Here is a 16860-nt window from a genome sequence, read left to right as displayed (position 1 = left end):
GAAAATGCAAAACTTACGCGCTTTACAAATCACAGGGCTGGGTTTAGAACTGTTCCATACTCAAACTAATACTTCGTTTGAAATTCCGCCAAATTATCCTATTATTCGCATCGGCAAACCTAACGAACAAGTATTTATAGATATTGATGTTTTGGATTTACCTGATGCCGATATTGTTTCGCGAGTTCACGCAGAAATTATTGTAGAAGAAAATACTTACTATTTAATAGATATCGGTAGTTCTAACGGCACTTACTTAAACGATAATAAGTTAGAAAATCATACACGCTATCCACTTAATTTGGGAGATAAAATTGACCTTGGTAACGAGAATAAAGTAACTTTTATATTTCAATACAAACAGCAAAGTCAGCAAACAGCTATTGTCACGAAACAAGCTACAACTATCCAACCTCAAGCTATCAATAACGAGCAAGAAGTACAAGTTGTAGACCGTAAAAGCAAGTTCGTTGGTTTAGCATCAATGGTTGCAGGAATATTGATTTTCGCTGCAAATACTCGAATTGGTTTGAGTCTTGGTTTTCCAACTATTTTATTATGGATTGGAGGAGTTTTTATTCTTGTTCAACAGCCAATTAATCGTAATTGGGGATGGGGTTCAATCGGATTGGGAACTGCATTACTATTGTTTTCCGGTAGACTATTTACTTCATTTAACTTTTTAGCTCTCCTTATATCGGCAGGTTTAATATTTGTGGGATATCAATTATTTAGAAATGGCAAAGTATTTGGTTATGGATTGAATTCAATAAAAGAGGGAATAGGGAACAGAAAATAGGGAACGGTTAGGAGTTGGTAATTGGTAATTGGTAATTGGTCATAGTTAGGAGTGAAGAGTGAGAGGTTAGGAGTTAAAAATTATTTTCCCCTTGTCTCCCCCCTCTCCCCATCTCCCCATCTCCCCCTCTCCCCCCTCTAAAAATAGCTAAAATCTAATAAAGCTCTTTAACAAAAATCTTGATATGGTAGCTATTCCTGAAGAAGCGCAAAAAATGACTATCGAGGAATATCTCGAATGGGAACCTCAGCAAGAAATTCGTTACGAATACCTTAACGGCGAAGTTTTTGCGATGACGGGTGGTACAATCCCCCATAATGATATTGCTCTAAATTTTTACACGGCTTTACGACCACATTTACGTGCTAAAGGTTGTAAGGCTAATGTGTCAGATGTGAAAGTGCAGGTAACACCTCAAAGTCCTTACTACTATCCTGATGTTATCGTTAGTTGCGATGCTGAAGATTTAGATGCACGCAAATTTTATAAAAAGCCTAAATTAATTGCTGAAGTTCTTTCTCCCGGTACAAGCTCTAAGGATAGAGGAGAAAAATTTACTTACTATTTAAGTATGCCTTCTTTGCAAGAATATATCTTAATTGATTCGGAAAAAATCTCCGTTGAACGTTATTGTCGGGGAGAAGGAAGAATGTGGCTTTATTATCCTTATTTAGCAGGAGATATTGTCACTTTATCAAGCATTGATTTTGAGATTCCAATCGAATTGTTTTATGAAGGAATTGTGTTTGAGTCAGTTAACAATTAACAATTATCAAATGCCTAATTTATAATTTATAATTTTTGGCTTCTATCCAAATAAAAAGTCTTCCTTTATAGAAAGACTAAGGGTTACTTCGATAAATATTATGCTACGTTACGATTTTGCAATCATATATTTTTTATACAGTAATATTGATGCCGTAACATACTAGTACACCACGGCTTAAATAAGGCAACCATTAAAAATGGCTGAAAAGCTTAGAAAATCAAACTTCTTACTTCTTACTTCTTACTTCTTACTTCCGCGAAGCGGTACTAGGCTGTTGACTTTGATAAGATTTCCGCGCTTTTTATTCATACAACTTTTATGCCGGTAACAATCGCAACCGGCAATCCCTCACCCCGCCTCCGGCACCCCTCTCCCAAGCTTGGGAGAGGGGAGGGGGAGAGGGCAATATCTTTGGGGTAAACACGTTTTTTGCATAATTTTAATCCGCTAAAAAAGCACAAAGTCAACAGCCTAGTAACACACTCTACTAATTAGTTACTGTTTTGAGTGACTTGATTACGCGAGTTTAAGAATACCTTGGTTGTCCAAAGTTATACTCATAAAATCTCCAGTAAATTCGCTTGGCAAAGTATCGGGAGTAGAATTCATTAATGCATTATCTGTACTTACACTTTTCGCGCTTGAAATTCCTTTTATAATTCCTGAAGATATTACGACTTTAGCAATCAAATCTCTACCAAAATTTTCAACTACAAATATGTTGAATCCATTTTTATTTTGCTCGATGTTATATGTTTCCCCTTGACCTAAATTAATTTGCTCTCCGAAAGAAAAGTCGGTAATTTTGGCAAAATCTTTATTTCCTAAATCATCGTAAAAAGAACCAGATTTATTACCCAAAACATATTTATCCGTTCCAGTTCCACCAGTTAAAACGTCTTGCTCACTGACTCCAGCATTTTGTATTCCGGGATCTGTACCTGTTAAAGTATCATTTCCAGAACCACCAATTAAAGTATCGTTTCCTAACTTACCAACCAAACTATCGTTTCCACCGTTTCCCGATAGTTTATTTTTACCTCCATCACCGATAATAGAGTCCGAATTTTGTGTACCTTCAACGTTAACGAAGTTTTCAACTACGAATTTTACAGAACCAAGTTTGGGGATATCTTCTACTACTAACTGGTTTTTCGATAAATCGATAGTGAAAAATACGGGACCTTTACCACCCGAACCATCAATAGTATTACCTTTTTTTGGTGCCCCGACAATTCTCTCTATGCCCTGAATTTGACTTCCTTGAGTACTTCCATTACCGATTAAACCTTGAGGAAGTAGAGTAATCTTTTGCCCTAAAAGGGTGTAGTCTAAAGTATCAAATCCATTACCACCATCGATTGTATCGTTGCCTAAACTACCAAAGATAGTATCGTTGCCACCCTTAGCTAAAATAAGGTCGTTTTTGGGTGTACCAAAAAGTATATCTGGATCTTCAGTTCCGACAATGCGATTTGGTGCTGGCAGTATGGAATCAGTGCTTAATTGTGTATCTCTTTTTGTGCCGTCTCCTACTATAATTGTTGCTTCCGGAGTTGGCCCACCAATGGGGAAATCAGGTTCGACAGGAATTGGTTTCTCTATTGGTTCAACAGGTATTTTAGTGATTGTTTGTTCAGCCATAGTAATTCTCCCTGGTTTATTGATACTTTCAAAGGAATATTATTTTTTCTAGATTTTTACAATTTATTTCTTACCGATAATTCGTCAAGCGAAATTCTTTTATTTATACAATTACAACATGAAAATATCTGCAAGAATCCCAAAACATTTTACTGGGTAGTCCTGTATATTTTTCAACTTAGCTATCAGCAAATAAATAAAAACCGGACAAAAAATAATCCCTGCATCATTCTCCCGTTAGTTAGACCACTTTTATGAATAACATTGCAGTCTTTACACAAACTTTATATACATAATTACCAACATCTAGCGATTAAACCGTATACGATCAAAATATAAGTTAGTGTTATTACAATCGCTACAGTATTTATATAGGAAAAAATCTAATTCGATAAATCTTCTCAAAATACTACTATTAAGGAATTATTCCTGTAGAACTAGGTCTAAAGTTATATTTTTAGATTTGTCTTTAAAATTACTCAAAAAGATAGTTAATATATTCTTTAAAATAGATATCTATATCAAAATAAATCGTATACCAGGTTATTGCGAAAAATGCAAGCTATACCAAACCACTTAAGGAAGGAGAGATGAAGCCCTCTCACAAGCCAAAAGTCGTAATAATCGGTGCTGGTTTCGCGGGTGTAGAAGCTGCCAAAAAGCTGGGTAAACATGGAGTCAATGTTTTATTAATTGACCGTCATAATTATCACACCTTTATCCCGATGCTCTACCAAGTAGCCACTGCCGTGCTTTATCCGCATCAAGTCATTTATCCTTTGCGTAGTTTGTTCAGGGGTTTTCCGACAGTAAATTTTTTGCAAGCCAACGTTAATAAAGTTGATTTTGATCATCAAATAATTTATAGCGCAGATGTAGCAATTGATTACGATTATTTAGTAATTGCTACGGGTAGCCAATCGCAATTCCTCGGCGTTACCGGAGCGCCAGAAAACAGTTTACCAATGAGGACTTTGACTGATGCGATCGCCATCCGCAATCAAGTTTTAAGTAATTTCGAGAAGGCAGCCAAAGTTACCGACGAAAAAGAAATAATACGGTTATTAACTTTTGTTATAGTCGGTGGTGGTGCAACTGGTATAGAGTTAGCCGGTAGTTTAAACGAATTGATACACAACGCTTTCAAGAAAGATTACCCAAACTTAAATTCTAATTTGGCGCGAGTCATGCTTTTACAATCGGGAGAACAGTTATTTCCCAGCTATCCGCAAAAATTGGGAAACTACACCGAAAAATACTTGCGTCGTCAGGGAGTCAAGGTACATCTCAACTCAAAAGTAAGTAAAGTCACTCCAGAAGCCGTTTATTTAGAAGACAATACATCTATATTTGCAGACACAGTAATTTGGACTGCGGGAGTATTAGCCGCGACACCCGAAACCAATCGATCGGTAAAAACCGCTGCAAAAGACAAAGTTATAGTTGAGCAAACCTTACAACTTTGCGGACATAAAAATGTATATGGTGTAGGAGATGTTTCCTACGTCGATACTAAAGAAAAATTCAACGGGGTAGCACAAGAAGCAATACAGCAAGGAAAAACAGCAGCAGACAACATTCTCAGACAAATGAAAGGGCGATCGCCTGAACCCTTCGATTATTTCAACAAAGGGCGTTTAGCGATAATTGGCAAACACGCAGGAGTCGGAAAAATTGATAAATTTGCAATTAAAGGATTTCTCGCTTGGTTTCTCTGGTTAGAAGTTCATTTGCTATACCTCCCCGGAATTCGCAATCGCTTAGGAGTACTTTTTAATTGGTTAAAATACTATTTCTTGGGTGAAGGTGCATCGAGGATTATTATTTCTACAGTTAACAGTGAACAGTGAACAGTTACCAATGAACAATGAACAATTATTCCTAACTCCTAACTCCCAACTCCCAACCACTAACCACTAACCACTAACAACTAACTTAATTATGGGCTTCAAAAAATATATTCCGTTAATTGGTAGAGCTTTTCTCGCAGCGATTTTTCTTAAAGCTGCGGTTGCGAATACTCTTGGTTTTCAAGGAATTGTAGAAATGATGACTAGCAGGGGTTTACCTGTACCACCTTTGTTACTTCTTGGTAATATTTTCTGTACTTTAGTCGGTGGACTTTGCATCTTATTAGGTTTTAAAGCACGTATAGGAGCAATTTTATTAATTATCTTTTTAGTTCCTACAACATTCGTTTTTCACAATCCTTTCACCGATCCTAACGAATTAAATGCTTTTCTGAAAAACTTCGGTTTAGTAGGTGCAATGTTGTTCATATATTACTACGGTACTGGTCCAGTTAGCTTGGATGCAGCATCAGCAACCAATGACTACGATGACACCTACGTTACGGAGTCTAATAGAAAAAATGTATAATTCCAAAGTTCAATTGCGTAATTCCGATATCGTTTTAGCTTACACGTTTTTACGGCTAGTTTTCGGGATCAATATGTTTGTACATGGCTTAGTTAGACTTCCTAATATAGGTGGTTTTGTAGAATCTCAAGTAGGACTTTACAAAGAAATTGCCATTCCTCCATTATTAATTGCAGGCCCCGCTTATCTAATTCCCATTGTAGAATTTGCTGTAGGTTTGCTATTAATTTTAGGGCTACAAACCCGCAAAGCATTAATAGCTAATTTTCTGCTGATGATGACTTTGATGTTTGGGGTTTGTTTGCTACAGAAATGGGATACAGCAGGTTCGCAATTAATTTATAATATTGTCTTGTTTCTTTTGCTAGCTGGCTGTAGTTTTAATTTAATTTCTGTGGATAATTGGTTAAGCCGTAGGAAAGGATAAGAAAGTTAGGAGTTGGGAGTTAGGAGTTATATATAATTCTTTATTGTTCACTGATAACTGCAAGCGTAATTGCTTTTATGGGAGTAAAATTTTCAGCTTGGTTTTTAGCGATAGGATGGTTAATTCATCCAGCTTGGGATTTACTAATAAGTAAAATGCTGTTCACGAAGTGAGTCGTTAAACTAAAACCCCGTGCTTTTAAGCCGGGGATGAAAGCTAATTACAGGATTTATTCCTCGATGGTATCCAAAAGTTTGTATTGGTTATGATATTGCGATTGCTTTGTATATTGCTTGGAAATGTATCAAACAAAAAGAGAACAATGCCTCTCTCAATTAATTTACTGATTAATTTTTTAAGTCTTTTGAAAACAGTACTTTGGGTTGCTATATACCAAATTACAAAAAATACTAGATTTGCTTTTATAACTATCCACACACAAAGCTAAGGCATCATTCCAAACTACCCTTACGCAGCCAAACAACTGGGAAAGTGCTACTTTTTGAAGGGCACTCGAGTAGACTCGATATCGATACTTTGCTTTCATGAAGATTTTATAGTTCCTATGGTAGTAATTTACACAATGGATCTCTAGAGATATGTTATGTGCTTTGTACATTCAATTCTTGATAAGCAAAGTCGCCGTATGCGAAGCTTAAATCCCGTTTTTTTGGTCAATGAAGATTTAGCATACTATGTAATCAAGAGCCAAAAGAATATTAAAACTATACACTTAGAATTTGCATAAATTTTGTCTACCAATACCTATATACATAATAGAACCGTTTAAAAAGGTACTTGCAATGAATGGTGCAGTAACTATGAATACCTCATCAAGATATTGGAAAATTTGGAGAATTAATCCTGCTGCGGAGAAATTGGGGTACAAACAAATTCTGGTTCCAACTGCTCAAGAGTTTGCAATTAGTCAATCGGATATCGAAACGACAAACGCTCAAAATCTTTTATTATCGTGTTTTAACGCCAAAAAACCTGGTATAGATCCAATATATCGCGCTCAAGCAGGTCTTTGTCTCAGATGTTACGTTTCCGAGCCAATACTAAGAGAATGTAAAAAAATTGACTCTTTATTTAGTGGTGAAAAGCAATTTACCTATCGGGATTTGTTACCGTTTGTTCTCAATGATGATGGAAAAAAATTAATTGTTTTAGATTCAGATGGTAAAACCCAACTAATGGTAGATGACGATTCTACAATGAAAGTATCGGATTATAAGTTTTTTTCTGTAAAGGTGCTGCAAACCTTTGATGCCGATTTACAATCTCGAATGAGCTTGGACAATTGGGCATATTTGCAAACAAAACAAAATCCGGAATTGAAGAACTTTTTAGCTGAGTTCGGGTTTAAACATTTGAGCGATTGGGCTTTATTAAATAGAACTAGAAGCAAACAACTTCAGGGCTTATCAGCGCAATCGGGTTATGTTGTCGAAGCTTTTCATGCTGTTTATCGTCGAGACAGAAAGCAACAACACAGTAGGGGAGTCAAAAAATGTCCAGATCCAACTAATGCTCAATTGCAGGAAATGCTGGTTTATTTGCAGCAATTCCAAGTTTGGGTTGACACTCCCGTACAGTTGCTCGAAGAACTCAAGCAGATAGCCGTACAGCTGAGAAAGTACGATATTTGGAGTTCTAGAGAATCTTTAGATATATATGATGCCGAAAGCAGTACCTATGTACCGAGACGCGATTTACCTACAGATTCTCTGGATGAAGTGGATGTAGAAGAGCAAGATTTTTTGCAGTTTTTACACGAGCATCTTTATTTAACTTTAACTCAAACAATTAAGCAACAAGCAGAAGCTAATATTCAAAGATTACAAAAAAGTAAAAAATATGCGCCTTTCGCGGCAAAATATATTCAGGGATTGCACTTGTATTACTTTGGGGCAATGTCTTTAAAAGATATTGCTCCAAAGTTGGGGATGACAAGTTGGGACCAAGCAAGACGAATTTTGAATCCAGGAGAACTTTTATCACAAGTGCGTAGTAAAACAGTAGAGCAGATGTTAGAAAGTATTTTGAGAAAAGCCGCAGAAAAAGGTTTAACTAAAATTCCACCAGAACCAAATTATCTTATAGCTTTGACAGAACAAATTGAATCCTATGTTGATGGTGAAATTTTTCAAGAAGCCACCGAAGAAATTAGAGCGGGGAAAAATCGCACAATGAATAGCGCTTATGCTGAAGCTATTCGTACTTGTATTCAAGTGTATTCAAGAAGGGAGCAACGCGATTTTGTGAACTGGGGCGCGAGTAGGAATGGTTTCAGTTGGACGACGTACAACCTCTAAAATCCAACGATAAGTATCCATCACCCATTTCATAAACCCCTTACCCTGATACCCAGATCAACCCAAATCAAAACCAAACGGTTTAGACGAGCGCCTATGCGCTCCTGTGCGATCGCAAATAATTTTTTAGCACCCGCTTGGTCAGATTCATAGGCAGAAGTTACTACAACCATTAAAACCAACCCAAGAGTGTCAACTAGAAGGTGGCGTTTACGGCCTTTAACTAGCTTTCCTGAATCAAAACCAACTTCTTGTGACACCATCGTTCCATTTTCTACGGATTGGCAATCTATAGCAGCCGCGCTGGGGTTGGGTTCCCGACCTTCAGAGACTCGCACCCACTGTTGGAGTTTATGATTTATATGCTCCCATGTACCATCCATTCGCCATTTGCGGAAGTAGTAGTACACTGTTTGCCACTTAGGGAAATCATGAGGTAGCATCCGCCAAGCACAACCTGCACAGAGAATATAGAAAATGCCGCTAATCACTGCCCGCATATCAACACAACGAGGACGACATCCTTGATTTTCGTGTGGGAGCAGAACCGATAGCACTTCCCATTGTTCATCAGTCAGGTCACTTGGATATGATTTAGACATGGCTCTTGTAACGCTGTCGCATTTTTATCTACTGACAGATTACCGTTACTGGAGCTTTTTTTGACTTTCCAAACATCCTCTGAGGTATTGATAAAAGATATTGAAACTATGCTCGCTTTAGATTTTAATGATGCATTTGCTTTAGTTTGCAAACTGACTAACAAAGGAATTTGCAAAGCATATAAATCTAAGTTGCCTATTAAATTTACAAAGAAGTTTGAAATCATGTTGCAGCAATAAAACTAAAAAGTACAGATAGTAAATCAATCTATTTGTACTTTCGCATTTAATTTAGAGTTTTAAAAATAATTATTCATACAATCTTCTTTGTCTTCATCATTCCAATCCCAGCTTGGATACCATTCCTGCATCGACTCTGCAACTGTGCTATGGACTGAGAAGTTTTTCCCGAAATTATTAAATTTACCTTTAAATTAGTATTTACATTGAACCAATCTGGTAAAGTTTAATACATCCATAAAGGTGAGAGATGGTTAACAAACAAGCTACTGAGCCACAAAAAATCTTGATTCTGGTAGCTAGTCCTGTAGACCAAGCAAAACTACGCTTGAATGAAGAAGCTCGCGAAATTGATGAAGGTCTAAGGCGTTCTCAGCATCGTCACCAGTTTCAACTAGAAAAGCAAGGAGCATTGCGGATTGATGGCTTGCGTCGAGCTTTGTTAGATACTAAACCCCAAATCCTTCACTTTTGCGGTCATGGAACTGGGTCAGATGGATTAGTATTAGAAAATGAACAAGGCAATACTCAACTAGTCGCTACAGAAGCTTTGGCGGATTTGTTCTCATTATTTGCAGGTCAAATTGAGTGCGTTGTACTTAATGCCTGTTATTCGGAAGTCCAAGCAAGCGCAATTGTTCAGCACGTTGGCTATGTGATTGGCATGAATAAAGCCATTGGAGATAAAGCTGCAATTAAATTCTCCATTGGCTTTTATGATGCTTTGGGTGGTGGACGCTCTGTAGAAGATGCTTACAAGTTTGGTTGCAATGCAATTCAATCTGAAGGTATTCGAGAACATCTTACCCCCGTCCTTAAAGTAAATACTGCATGGAAATATGTATTAGAGAAATCCAAACAGCCACCCAATAGCACCAAAGGCGATTCTTCAATATCTGCTGAACCATTAGACCGGCTTTCACCAATTCAAAGCCTTAATGGCTTACCTCCACAGCAGTTGGGTAAATTACCAGAGAAGGAGGTAAAAGAAAAGTCGGTAGGAAAACAAACACTTGAAGACCATAAGTATGATGGGAGGTTAGTGACTATTGAAATAAAACTTTATCAAATTGTAAACGATGAAAACAACATTCTCGTCAATTCTACAATTTCATTTGGTATGCCTGAAATTAAAATTCCCCAAAAAAATTTGTTCAGAAGTTCCACAACAGACATCAAATTCGGTATCAAGCGTGGTGAATTAGGCATCAAAATAAAAAATGGATTTATGCTATTAGATAAACGCAAAGAATTTCTAATTGAAATAGATAAGAATAGCTGGAAGGCAGAACCTATTGGGAAAAAAGAATATCCCATATGGGAATTCATGATAAAAAAAAATAATGATCGAGAAGCTGAATTTAGTAATCAAGTGTTACATGGGCTACATAAAAATCAATATTTGGGAATTTTAGAATTGTTAGATAAAAATAAATGTTGTGAATTAAATGCTTGTTTCAAGATTAGTATTAATAGAATGTATATAGAAATAATAGATTTCGATGATGGAACAAATAAAAAACAAAAAGAAACTAAAATTGGACTATTATTGAAGTATTTAAAACCTGAATTAGAAAATTATGTAAGCAAGGTAGTTATCAGATATGAGCCAGCATCTATCCTCTAAAGAACTTGGTGAGCTTTTCTTTGAAATTGATAGTCAACCATCATTAAAACTATCTGAATTAGCTAAGGCTGCTGGTCTTAGTTTAGCAGAGGATTACATCGGTGCTGACTTCGCTAATGAAGACCTTAGCGAAGATAATCTCAGTAACGCAAATTTTGCTGGTGCTAATCTCAGTTACGCTAAGTTACACAAAACTAATCTAAGTGGTGCAATTTTAAATAATGCCGATTTGAGGAATGCTAACCTAAGTGATACTGATTTAAGCAATGCTAATTTGAGTGGTGCAATTTTAAATAATGCCGATTTGAGGAATGCTAACCTAAGTGATTCTAACCTAAGTGATACTGATTTAAGCAATGCTAATTTGAGTGGTGCAAATTTTTTTCATGCTAACTTAAATAATAGTAACTTAAAAGACGCGAATCTCAGTTACGCTAATTTTGGTTCGGCTAATCTTTTAAATGTAAAAAATAAAGAAAAACGTGAACGCGGTGTTTCATTTGCTCAAATCTCGAATCAAGATAATAAGCAAAAAATAACTGATACTGAGTCCTTAGAAGGTGTGAAGATAGCACGATTAGTAGGTATGAATACCTCATCAAGATATTGGAAAATTTGGAGAATTAATCCTGCTGCGGAAAAATCGGGGTACAAACAAATTCGGGTTCCAACTGCTCAAGAGTTTGCAATTAGTCAATCGGATATCGAAACGACAAACGCTCAAAATCTTTTATTATCGTGTTTTAACGCCAAAAAACCTGGTATAGATCCAATATATCGCGCTCAAGCAGGTCTTTGTCTCAGATGTTACGTTTCCGAGCCAATACTAAGAGAATGTAAAAAAATTGACTCTTTATTTAGTGGTGAAAAGCAATTTACCTATCGGGATTTGTTACCGTTTGTTCTCAATGATGATGGAAAAAAATTAATTGTTTTAGATTCAGATGGTAAAACCCAACTAATGGTAGATGACGATTCTACAATGAAAGTATCGGATTATAAGTTTTTTTCTGTAAAGGTGCTGCAAACCTTTGATGCCGATTTACAATCTCGAATGAGCTTGGACAATTGGGCATATTTGCAAACAAAACAAAATCCGGAATTGAAGAACTTTTTAGCTGAGTTCGGGTTTAAACATTTGAGCGATTGGGCTTTATTAAATAGAACTAGAAGCAAACAACTTCAGGGCTTATCAGCGCAATCGGGTTATGTTGTCGAAGCTTTTCATGCTGTTTATCGTCGAGACAGAAAGCAACAACACAGTAGGGGAGTCAAAAAATGTCCAGATCCAACTAATGCTCAATTGCAGGAAATGCTGGTTTATTTGCAGCAATTCCAAGTTTGGGTTGACACTCCCGTACAGTTGCTCGAAGAACTCAAGCAGATAGCCGTACAGCTGAGAAAGTACGATATTTGGAGTTCTAGAGAATCTTTAGATATATATGATGCCGAAAGCAGTACCTATGTACCGAGACGCGATTTACCTACAGATTCTCTGGATGAAGTGGATGTAGAAGAGCAAGATTTTTTGCAGTTTTTACACGAGCATCTTTATTTAACTTTAACTCAAACAATTAAGCAACAAGCAGAAGCTAATATTCAAAGATTACAAAAAAGTAAAAAATATGCGCCTTTCGCGGCAAAATATATTCAGGGATTGCACTTGTATTACTTTGGGGCAATGTCTTTAAAAGATATTGCTCCAAAGTTGGGGATGACAAGTTGGGACCAAGCAAGACGAATTTTGAATCCAGGAGAACTTTTATCACAAGTGCGTAGTAAAACAGTAGAGCAGATGTTAGAAAGTATTTTGAGAAAAGCCGCAGAAAAAGGTTTAACTAAAATTCCACCAGAACCAAATTATCTTATAGCTTTGACAGAACAAATTGAATCCTATGTTGATGGAGAAATTTTTCAAGAAGCTGCCGAAGAAATTAGAACGGGAAAAAATCGCACGATGAACAGCGCTTATGCAAAGCAAATTCTTTGTTTTATTGAAGAATTTATGCCCAATCAGGAGTTAAGTAGAATAGAAGAAGTTAAAAGCTCGTAAAATTTGTCATTACTTAAAATTTATCTTCCAATAGACAGATGCATATAATATCAAAATAGGAACTTAATTTTAATTGAGCTAGAAAACAAGGTGTTAAGAGGATGTTTAAAAAGTATAGTTTTTAGCGAAATTATCGGATTATCCCCCCATCCCCCCTTAAAAAAGGGGGGTTAAAGTCCCCCTTCAAAAAGGGGAGCCGGGGGTTCCCCCCGTTGTAGCAAGTGGCGTGGATTTAGGGGGATCTCAAAATTTACGGTTTTTATTTATGACTTTTCAAACATACTCTTAAAAAGAAGACAATTTGAGTTGCCATAATATCGTTCAATTTCCAACCAAAACTTTGTTCTTCATAGGTAGCGATTAAACTTTTTGGGGCAGTTTCTGAAGTTGAAGCGTTTTGACGGTTGTTCTTCCCTATAACTTCTCGATATTATTTTAATTTGAACTTGGCAAACAAGATTTTGATATAAATGCATATGTTCGATAACTTTGCATTTATATCAAAGCTGCATAAGCTTTGTTTGCTTACATCTAGTTACCTATATAAACACGGTGAAATTATGGCTAATTCAATTTCTAAACAAGACTTCAGACTTTTCTTACCAGAAACCGTTTGGTTGGAACCCGAACATTTTATCAAAGCGAACCAAATAAGCTCGGCAGTTATAAGAAAAACTAATGATTATTGGCAAGTTTATCTGAATACATTAGCACTACTTGCTTTTGAGGTCTGGTTACAGGAACGCTTACCCGATAAACTAATTGCTAAAGATACTAATTCTATTGAAACTGCGGGTAATCTCAAAGTTGGTGAATTCAAATTTTGCGCGATCGCAACCGAGCATTTGCTTTCGGAGATTGTCAATATACCGCTTTCTCTAATCGAAAACCCTTTTGATTCTGCACATTTTTACGTATTGCTTGAGGTATTGGAAGAAGAGGAGGAAGTTTTAATTAGAGGCTTTTTACCTTACAACCAATTAATCGAGATTAAAAGCAATACAGAATTACCCATAAGTGAAGGTTGTTATCAACTGCCGCTGTCTCTATTTGATATGGAACCAAATCATTTATTAGTGTATCAGCGTTATGTACAAGCATCCGAATTTGCTGCACCCGTTGCCGAAAATCAAGTTAATTTAAGCGAAAATTTATCGAACTCGATCCGCTCAACTACTACAAAATTAAGTCAATGGTTCCAAGGAGTAGTTAATCAAGGTTGGCAAACAATAGATTCGATTTACAACCCAGAATTAAATTTAGCTTTTAGCACCAGAAATTTTGTTGAAGATACCAAGAGAGCAAAAATTATCGACTTAGGAATAAATTTAGCTAATAGAAAAGTTGCCCTTCTAATCAATATATCTCCCCATAAACCTACTGATAGTAAAGATGAAAGCAGTGAAGAAAAAATTCATGTTGTGGCTCAGCTATATCCAATGGGTGGAGAAAAATATTTACCGCAGAATATCAAATTACTGTTGATCTCTAAAGCTGGTAAAACCCTCCAAGAAGTTACCTCTAGAATCCAAGATAATTACATTCAATTGAAACCTTTCAAGGGAGAATCTGGGAAAAAGTTTAGCATTCAAATTAGTTTGGAAGATATGATTGTTAATGAAAGTTTTGAATTGTAAAAGATAATGTTGATAAATTAGTATTTGATTACAGCATCTCTTTGTTTTCATCTGTTTAATGACGAAGAGATCCTTTATTTTATTGTATAACAATTAACGCTAGTATTAGTATAATGTTTTACTGCTTTAAATATAAATAAATCTTGTAGAGAGCTCCGCAGTGCTACGTCTTGCTTTGTTTTGATGTATATTTAAATATAGGTAGATGAGATTATAAGTATAAAAGTGCATAAGTTGGTTTTGCCTGCACCCATAAATAATAAGGGTTGATATTTACCCAAAAACCCAAATTAGATATGGTGACTATGAAAAAAATCTTAATATTATCGGCAAATCCCAAGAATACTAACCAACTACGCTTGGATGGAGAGGTGCGAGAAATTAAAGATGCGCTCAGACTCAGCAAAAATCGGCAACAGTTTGAAATTGTTACTGAGTCGGCGTTGCGGGTGAACGACTTACGGCGATCGCTCTTGGATAATCTACCCCATATTGTTCATTTTAGCGGACATGGTGCGGGTAGCGATGGTTTAGCCTTGGAAGACAATTTGGGACAAATGCAGCTTGTTAGTAGCGAATCTTTAGCTGGTTTATTTGAGTTATTTGAGGAGCAAGTTGAATGTGTTGTGTTGAATGCTTGTTACTCAGAAGTGCAGGCTGAGGCAATTTTTCAACATATTGACTGCGTAATTGGCATGAATCAAGCCATAGGAGATAAAGCAGCAATCGAGTTTGCCACGGGTTTTTATGATGCATTGGCGGCGGGGAGCAGCTATCGGGATTCGTTTAAATTCGGTTGTGGAGCTATTAGTTTACAGGGAATTCCGGAGTCAAAAACACCACAAATTAAAGCGAGGAAAAATTTGTCTGCCGTGGCACAGAAGATACCAGAAAAATCTACAGTAAAACCAGAAAAACCTAAATATACTAAATCTAATAGCGGTATTTCTCAAGGTGTTAGCGGTGGCACAATGTACGGTGGAATGCAAGCGTCACAGGGAAATAACAACCAACAAACAATGACTAATGCCCACAATATAAATACACCGGAGCAACAGCACAATCTTGTAGAAACTGCAAATGAAATTAAAATACTTTTACAACAGTTAGAGCAGGATAATCCTAGTCAAACTAATTCCCAAAAAATGATGGTTGTTGCTCAAGCTGTGGAACAAATTGAAAATAATTCTAAGTTTAAAAGCCGTGTTGTTGGTGCATTAAAAGTTGGTGGTGTGGAAACTTTTAAGGAGTTGATCGATCATCCTTTGGTAAATAAATTTATGGCTGCTATTGATGATTGGGGAGTTTAATAAATACCTAACCCCTAACCCCTTCCCTAGTAGGGAAGGGGAATAAGAAAACAGCATTTTTAAAGCCTCTCTCCGCATCCGGCTACGGTGTACACATATCTCTTGCCACGCTGCAATTTCCATCCCCCTAAACCAATCCCAAATCGAAGCTATTGCCGATCGCGAAAAATGGCGATGCGTGCGTTGTAGCCGTGGTAACTTTGAGGTAATTGAGTTTTGGGTAGAAAATGCTGTATTGCTGGAATTAGCTACACCAGAGTTAGCAGAACAATATACCAGCGCTTTTACACCAGAAAAAATAGCTGGATATTTCGCAGCACAAAATTCTTGATTGAAGAAGATTAAATATTAAGTTACTGCTGTTGTAATATCTCAATTATTTTCAAGATGACTTCTTCGAGCTTTTCTGGTTTAAGCTGACCTGCTTTGTAGAGAATGATTGATTCATCAGCCGTAAATAAACGATTAGGTCGGATATTACTAGTTTTATTCAGTCCACCTGTATTAAAGTCGCTACTTTCAATCTGAATAGCGTATTCATCACTTACTGCTTGACTGGTAATTTGACAGAGAATCAGATCATTTTCCTTTATATTAGCAACAACTACAGCAGGTCTACGTTTTGCTTGGGTTAAGTCAGAGAAAGGGAACGGCACAATCACAACATCAGCTTTTATAAATCCTGCCATGCTGCCTCTTCTTCTGGTTTTAACCAATCTTTTTGTAGTGAAGATTCACTTAAGAGAGTTATTTCTAATTTTTCTTGTTGCCGTTTATTTTGCAAAAATTGAATAAAATCTAACACTTGTTGTAAGAGAGGTTCGGGTACTTTTTCAATTTCTTGTAGAAGTTGTTCTTTTATTGTCATGTGGCTTGATTAGAATTTGATGTACTATTTGCTGGTATATAAAGACATTTTATCGTTTTTCTCGTTCCCAGGTTCCACCTTCTCGTTCCCAGGTAGAACCTGGGAATGCAGCTTGTGAGGCTCTGCCTAGTGTGTTGACTCTGTACCTTTTTAGAGCTTAAAAATTCATGCAAAAAACGTGTTGGTG

The 16860-nt window shown here is 36.5% G+C and carries 16 protein-coding genes and 1 pseudogene; 11 read left to right on the top strand and 6 right to left on the bottom strand.

The genetic code is table 11. The features are described from left to right. The first annotated feature begins 4 nt into the window (after positions 1-4). On the top strand, positions 5-799 hold the full coding sequence (locus ACM03V_RS19100; RefSeq protein WP_414622380.1) for an FHA domain-containing protein: 795 nt from the start codon (positions 5-7) through the stop codon (positions 797-799). Positions 800-983: 184 nt separating this feature from the next. Then, the gene (locus tag ACM03V_RS19095; protein ID WP_414622379.1) at positions 984-1565 is read left to right on the top strand and encodes a Uma2 family endonuclease; all 582 of its coding nucleotides are present in this window, start codon (positions 984-986) and stop codon (positions 1563-1565) included. Between the two features lie 519 nt (positions 1566-2084). Here ACM03V_RS19095 and ACM03V_RS19090 read toward each other — a convergent pair. Further along, on the bottom strand, positions 2085-3212 hold the full coding sequence (locus ACM03V_RS19090) for a hypothetical protein (protein ID WP_414622378.1): 1128 nt from the start codon (positions 3210-3212) through the stop codon (positions 2085-2087). Between the two features lie 590 nt (positions 3213-3802). On the opposite strand from ACM03V_RS19090, the gene ACM03V_RS19085 reads away from it, so the two are divergent. The 3 genes from ACM03V_RS19085 to ACM03V_RS19075 all read left to right on the top strand — a co-directional run bounded on the left by ACM03V_RS19085 (position 3803) and on the right by ACM03V_RS19075 (position 6018). Continuing rightward, positions 3803-5062 (top strand): NAD(P)/FAD-dependent oxidoreductase, encoded by a 1260-nt coding sequence (locus ACM03V_RS19085; protein WP_414622377.1) that lies wholly within the window; start codon positions 3803-3805, stop codon positions 5060-5062. A gap of 91 nt (positions 5063-5153) precedes the next feature. After that, on the top strand, positions 5154-5591 hold the full coding sequence (locus ACM03V_RS19080) for a DoxX family protein (protein WP_414622376.1): 438 nt from the start codon (positions 5154-5156) through the stop codon (positions 5589-5591). Next, positions 5584-6018, top strand: coding sequence for a DoxX family protein (locus ACM03V_RS19075; protein ID WP_414622375.1), 435 nt, complete (start codon positions 5584-5586; stop codon positions 6016-6018). The genes ACM03V_RS19080 and ACM03V_RS19075 overlap by 8 nt, the downstream gene beginning before the upstream one ends. A 355-nt stretch (positions 6019-6373) precedes the next feature. On the opposite strand, the gene ACM03V_RS19070 is transcribed toward ACM03V_RS19075, so the two are convergent. Then, the gene (locus ACM03V_RS19070) at positions 6374-6565 is read right to left on the bottom strand and encodes a helix-turn-helix domain-containing protein (RefSeq protein ID WP_414622374.1); all 192 of its coding nucleotides are present in this window, start codon (positions 6563-6565) and stop codon (positions 6374-6376) included. Between the two features lie 274 nt (positions 6566-6839). Between ACM03V_RS19070 and ACM03V_RS19065 the strand changes: the two genes are divergently transcribed. Next, positions 6840-8336: a hypothetical protein gene (locus ACM03V_RS19065; protein ID WP_414622373.1), complete on the top strand. Its 1497-nt coding sequence runs from the start codon at positions 6840-6842 to the stop codon at positions 8334-8336. On the opposite strand, the pseudogene ACM03V_RS19060 reads toward ACM03V_RS19065, so the two are convergent. Then, positions 8319-8938 (bottom strand): annotated as a pseudogene (locus tag ACM03V_RS19060) (IS5 family transposase); the annotation flags it as partial. The gene ACM03V_RS19065 and the pseudogene ACM03V_RS19060 sit on opposite strands and share 18 nt — an antisense overlap. Before the next feature lie 490 nt (positions 8939-9428). Between ACM03V_RS19060 and ACM03V_RS19055 the strand changes: the two are divergent. Both ACM03V_RS19055 and ACM03V_RS19050 read left to right on the top strand, forming a co-directional pair. Beyond that, a complete protein-coding gene (locus tag ACM03V_RS19055) occupies positions 9429-10805 on the top strand; it encodes a CHAT domain-containing protein (protein ID WP_414622372.1) in 1377 nt (458 codons plus the stop codon). Then, positions 10783-12858 carry a pentapeptide repeat-containing protein gene (locus ACM03V_RS19050; protein WP_414622371.1) on the top strand — a complete coding sequence of 692 codons (2076 nt, stop codon included), beginning with the start codon at positions 10783-10785 and terminating at the stop codon, positions 12856-12858. The genes ACM03V_RS19055 and ACM03V_RS19050 overlap by 23 nt, the downstream gene beginning before the upstream one ends. Positions 12859-13117: 259 nt before the next feature. Here ACM03V_RS19050 and ACM03V_RS19045 read toward each other — a convergent pair whose 3' ends face one another. Beyond that, a complete protein-coding gene (locus ACM03V_RS19045) occupies positions 13118-13276 on the bottom strand; it encodes a c-type heme family protein (RefSeq protein ID WP_414622457.1) in 159 nt (52 codons plus the stop codon). Positions 13277-13418: 142 nt separating this feature from the next. On the opposite strand from ACM03V_RS19045, the gene ACM03V_RS19040 reads away from it, so the two are divergent. The 3 genes from ACM03V_RS19040 to ACM03V_RS19030 all read left to right on the top strand — a co-directional run bounded on the left by ACM03V_RS19040 (position 13419) and on the right by ACM03V_RS19030 (position 16136). Then, positions 13419-14495 (top strand): DUF1822 family protein, encoded by a 1077-nt coding sequence (locus ACM03V_RS19040; protein WP_414622370.1) that lies wholly within the window; start codon positions 13419-13421, stop codon positions 14493-14495. Between the two features lie 305 nt (positions 14496-14800). Continuing rightward, positions 14801-15805 (top strand): CHAT domain-containing protein, encoded by a 1005-nt coding sequence (locus ACM03V_RS19035; protein ID WP_414622369.1) that lies wholly within the window; start codon positions 14801-14803, stop codon positions 15803-15805. Between the two features lie 178 nt (positions 15806-15983). Further along, on the top strand, positions 15984-16136 hold the full coding sequence (locus ACM03V_RS19030; protein WP_414622368.1) for a hypothetical protein: 153 nt from the start codon (positions 15984-15986) through the stop codon (positions 16134-16136). Positions 16137-16158: 22 nt separating this feature from the next. On the opposite strand, the gene ACM03V_RS19025 is transcribed toward ACM03V_RS19030, so the two are convergent. Then, complete coding sequence (locus ACM03V_RS19025) at positions 16159-16494, bottom strand: type II toxin-antitoxin system PemK/MazF family toxin (RefSeq protein ID WP_414622367.1); 336 nt, start codon at positions 16492-16494, stop codon at positions 16159-16161. Further along, the gene (locus ACM03V_RS19020) at positions 16479-16673 is read right to left on the bottom strand and encodes a DUF2281 domain-containing protein (protein ID WP_414622366.1); all 195 of its coding nucleotides are present in this window, start codon (positions 16671-16673) and stop codon (positions 16479-16481) included. The genes ACM03V_RS19025 and ACM03V_RS19020 overlap by 16 nt, the downstream gene beginning before the upstream one ends. Positions 16674-16860 lie beyond the last annotated feature (187 nt).

The sequence above is a fragment of the Calothrix sp. CCY 0018 genome (genome assembly GCF_963920925.1).
Classification (GTDB): domain Bacteria; phylum Cyanobacteriota; class Cyanobacteriia; order Cyanobacteriales; family Nostocaceae; genus Rivularia.
This window is presented reverse-complemented; position numbering and strand designations above follow the sequence as displayed.